Raw genomic sequence first — 4,123 nt, 5'->3', positions numbered from 1 at the left:
AAATTTGTCAAGAGTTTTTATTTAAATGATTTATCAATCAAAGTATCAAGCCTACATGTAATAAAAAGAATTTATACTCGAAATCTATTTTCTTAAGGCATTAAAACTATATTATTAGATAGAATTTCATTCAAAATCTATTTTTAGCTTTTTGCTACAGAATGAAGGATAAACAAATGGACCTCGAACGACTCAATTTTTTATTTAAAGCAGCGGGTATTACCAAAAAAGAGCTTGCCAAATTGTTAGATATTAATGCCCAAAGTATTTATGCATGGGAGTCAACACAGAACGCTCCATATTGGATTTGGAGTTGGCTTGAAAACTATGCTAAGGCAAGAATGTTTGATAAGATGATGGATCTTGGCAAGAGTTTAGAAAAAAAGAATGAATTTGCTATAAGGGATTCGTAAAAAAGAAATATTTTTTTAAGAATAATATTTGCTATAATCAATAAAATAATCATAAAGAAGCACCGTGAAACTGATTCATTTTTCGGACACGCATTTAGGCTTTAACGATTTAGACGCCATTAATGAAGCAGGCATCAACCAGCGAGAGGCTGACTTTTACGATGCTTTTTCTCAAGTCATTGATGCTATTCTTTTGGAAAAACCTAACTATGTCATTCATACGGGGGATCTTTTTCACCGTCCTCATCCATCAAACCGCGCTATTAGTTTTGCTCTTACACAACTTAAACGCCTAAGTTCAGCACAGATAAAAACCATCATCATCGCAGGCAATCACTCAACACCTCGCACACGCACCGCTTCACCCATACTTTTAGCTCTTCGCACATTAGATTATGTCTATCCTGTCTTTGAAGAAGCCTATGAAAAAGTGGAGTTTGAGGATGTTGCTTTTCATTGTATTCCACACATTAATGATGAAATTGAAAATCTTAAAGCGATAGAGCTTTGTGAAAATTCCTTAGTTGAAGGCAAGCGAAACATTATGATGCTTCACTGCTCCGTTGGGCAAAAGTACATTATGGAAGAGTACGGCGAGCGTGTTTATCCTCACGATAAAGAATCACTATTTTCTAAAATGGATTATGTCGCATTAGGGCATTGGCATGGCTTTGGTAAAGTTGGCAAACACCCAAATGTTTTCTATGCAGGATCAACTGAGCGTACCAGTAGCAATGATATTCGTGTTGATAAAGGCTATGTTTGTGTTGAGCTTGATAAAACCTTACATGTAAACTTTCAATCTATCGCATTACGGCCAAGTTATCGACTCAATATTGATGCAACCAAAGATATCATTTTCCAGCTTGAAGAATATAGCGATGCTACCAAAGGAGCACTTCTTTACATCACTCTTGAAAATCTTACCATCACTCAGTCTATCGACATCGCCAATGGTGATATAGAAGCAATATTTCCTGAAGCACTAAGTATCCAGATACAACGCAAATTTGCCCAAACTCAAAGCTCTATGAGTACAGAGTCGGTCAATGCTGCTTCTTTGCAAGAGTATTTTAGCTCTTTCCTCAAAGAGCAAAGTGGCGATGAAAGTGAGTTTGAACGCCTAAATGCTAAAGTTACCGAGCTATTTGCACAGTATGACGAGGTAAACGATGACGCTTAAAACACTCTCTCTTCAAAACTTCAAGCGTTACGCCTCGTTCGAGATGACTTTTGAAGAAGGACTTTGTGGCATCTTAGGACGTAATGGCAGTGGAAAATCCACCATCTTTGAAGCAGTCTTTTTCGCCTTGTATGGTGAGTATAAAAATAAAGAACTCTTGAAAACCTCAGGTGCGGAAGGTAATGTCAAAGTAGAACTTTGCTTTAACATCAACGAAAAAGAGTACACCATCATCCGTGAATTTCGAGGTCGCGTGATGACCGCATATGCCACGTTAAAATGTGGTGAAGAAACAACCACAACAGGAGCGAAAGAAGTCACCATCGCTATCAATAAACTCCTTGGCATGGTCAAAGAAGCTTTCTTGCACACCGTCTTTGCTTCTCAAAAAGAACTCACAGCTCTTAGTTCCATGAAAAACGATGAGCGTAAAACCATGATGCGACGTCTTTTAGGACTGGAGAAGATCGACAAGATCGAAGCGATGATTCGTGAAGTATTGCGTGATCTTAACCGTGACATCAAAAATGACTCAACTCAACTTATGAGTGAAGAGGCTCTTAAAGCTTTACATGTAGAGCAAGTTTCAAAAGAGGAAACCCTTAAAACTTTAGTAGCACAACTTAAAACCTTTGAAGCTGAAAGTCAAAAAATCAAACTTACCCATGAGAGTGCAAAAACAGCTGTTGAACTTCAGCAAAAAGCCAAAGAAGCCAAAACTCAAAAAGCTCAAACGGTGACCAAAGCAGAGCAAGGTATCGCCATTCATCAGCAACAACTTAAAAATCTTGACGAAGAACTCAAAGCCTTACATGTAAAGAAAACCGCCTATGAAAAAGAGCTTCCCCTCAAAGCCAAACTAGTTACATTTGATAAATCTCTCAATGAACAAGACAATCTAAGAACAGCATACTTTAAAAAAGATGCCTTAGAAAAAGAACAAGTGCAACTTCGCATCGAATTTACCAGTCGTAAAGCTGAAGTTGCAACACTTTCCAAAGAGATAGAACCTCTTGAAACGCTCAAAAAACAGTTCGCTGAACAGCACACAACTCTTACACAACAAAAAGCAACATTGCAAAGTATTGAAGAGGCGATGAATGCGATTAAAACCCACATCGCAACCCAAAATGCAAAGATAGTCGAAACCAAAGAAAAAGTTGATGGCATCACAAAACTCGGTCGAGATTCGGCGTGTCCTGTATGCACCAGACCACTGCTAGACCAATACGACAATGTCCTCTCCTCTTTAACCAAAGAGATAAGCGAGGTCATTTCAAAACAGATAGACGAAGCCACAAAATCTTTACATGTAAAAGTAGAAGCACACAAAGCACAACAGAAAATTGTTCAAGAAGCAGAGCAGATTTATAACGCAACCAACACACAAATAACCTTACTTACCAGTAAAACACAAGACCTTGTCAAAGCACAAACGCTTTTTAGTGAAGTAGAAACCAGAGGCAAAACAAATAAGCAAGCCCTAGAAGCTTTAGGTTCTATCACATATGATGAAAAAGCTCATGAACAATTAAAAGCGGAACATAAAACCCTCAAAGCCCAAGTCGATGAACTGCTCAAGCTCGAAGCACTTATCGCCACTATACCTTCAAAAACAACTGCCTTGAGCGCACTTCAAAAGCAATTAGAAACTGACCAAGCACAGCTTAAAGAGTATCAAAAACTTCTCAGTGCAGATACTTACAAAGAAGAAATACATACCAAAGCTATAGAAGAAACTACACGTATTGAAAAACAAAAAGAAGCATATACTGAACTGATGCACAAAACCGCCCTTGAGCAGTCCAATATCGTTCGTGACATCGAAGCACTTAAAAAAGAGATCGAGCGTGATACCAAACTACGAGAGGCACTCAAAGCCAAAGAGAAAGACCAAAGTGACTATGTGAAACTCAAAGAGATTATGGCGGAGTTTAAAACACATATCAACGCTAGAGTTGCACCACGCATCGGTGAAGTAGCCAGTGAGATGTTTGTACGCATCACCAGAGGTCGCTACCAACACATAGAAGTCAGCCCCGAGTTTGACTTCTACATCTATGACAACGGCATAAAATACCCCATAGAGCGTTTCAGTGGAGGCGAGATAGACCTTGCCAACTTGGTACTTCGCATCGCTATCTCCAAAACACTCGGAGAGCTTAGCGGTGGAGGAAACATAGGATTTTTAGCCTTCGATGAAGTGTTTGGAAGTCAAGATGAGGAGAGACGCATCCGCATTATGGAAGCGTTTCATACGATTAGTGAATCTTATAGGCAGATATTTTTGATCTCGCATGAAACAGAGATAAAAGAGATGTTTGAGAGAGTTGTGGAGTTGTGAGAAATTATTGAATAAAGGAAATTTATGTATCTTGCAAATATTAAATTATGGAATTTTATAATGCCACTAAAAAACTGGACAAAAATTTGAGAGGATATCTTCCTAAATGGTAAAATATATGAATCATTTTGGAGATAGAGATATGAGCAGAAAGAGAAAAGCGTATAGCGCTGAATTTAAGAC

General features: G+C 38.4%; 3 protein-coding genes. All 3 read left to right on the top strand.

Features of this window, described 5'->3' with window-relative positions; genetic code table 11:
* Nucleotides 1-176: 176 nt before the first annotated feature.
* The 3 genes from PHI38_RS09470 (at nucleotide 177) to PHI38_RS09460 (ending at nucleotide 3,940) form a co-directional block, all read left to right on the top strand.
* Entirely contained in the window at nucleotides 177-413 is a 237-nt protein-coding gene (locus tag PHI38_RS09470; protein ID WP_299855511.1) for a helix-turn-helix transcriptional regulator, read from the top strand.
* A 64-nt stretch (nucleotides 414-477) separates the two neighbouring features.
* The gene (locus PHI38_RS09465) at nucleotides 478-1,596 is read left to right on the top strand and encodes an exonuclease SbcCD subunit D (RefSeq protein ID WP_299855509.1); all 1,119 of its coding nucleotides are present in this window, start codon (nucleotides 478-480) and stop codon (nucleotides 1,594-1,596) included.
* Complete coding sequence (locus PHI38_RS09460; RefSeq protein WP_299855507.1) at nucleotides 1,586-3,940, top strand: SMC family ATPase; 2,355 nt, start codon at nucleotides 1,586-1,588, stop codon at nucleotides 3,938-3,940. The genes PHI38_RS09465 and PHI38_RS09460 overlap by 11 nt, the downstream gene beginning before the upstream one ends.
* The last annotated feature ends 183 nt before the right edge of the window (nucleotides 3,941-4,123 follow it).

This window comes from Sulfurimonas sp., assembly GCF_028694895.1.
Classification (GTDB): Bacteria; Campylobacterota; Campylobacteria; order Campylobacterales; family Sulfurimonadaceae; genus Sulfurimonas.
This window is presented reverse-complemented; position numbering and strand designations above follow the sequence as displayed.

What these genes read in the sequence shown, in the direction of transcription:
- PHI38_RS09470 (WP_299855511.1), top strand. Translation starts at nt 177, where the DNA reads ATGGACCTCGAACGACTCAATTTTTTATTTAAAGCAGCGGGTATTACC.
- PHI38_RS09460 (WP_299855507.1), top strand. Translation starts at nt 1,586, where the DNA reads ATGACGCTTAAAACACTCTCTCTTCAAAACTTCAAGCGTTACGCCTCG.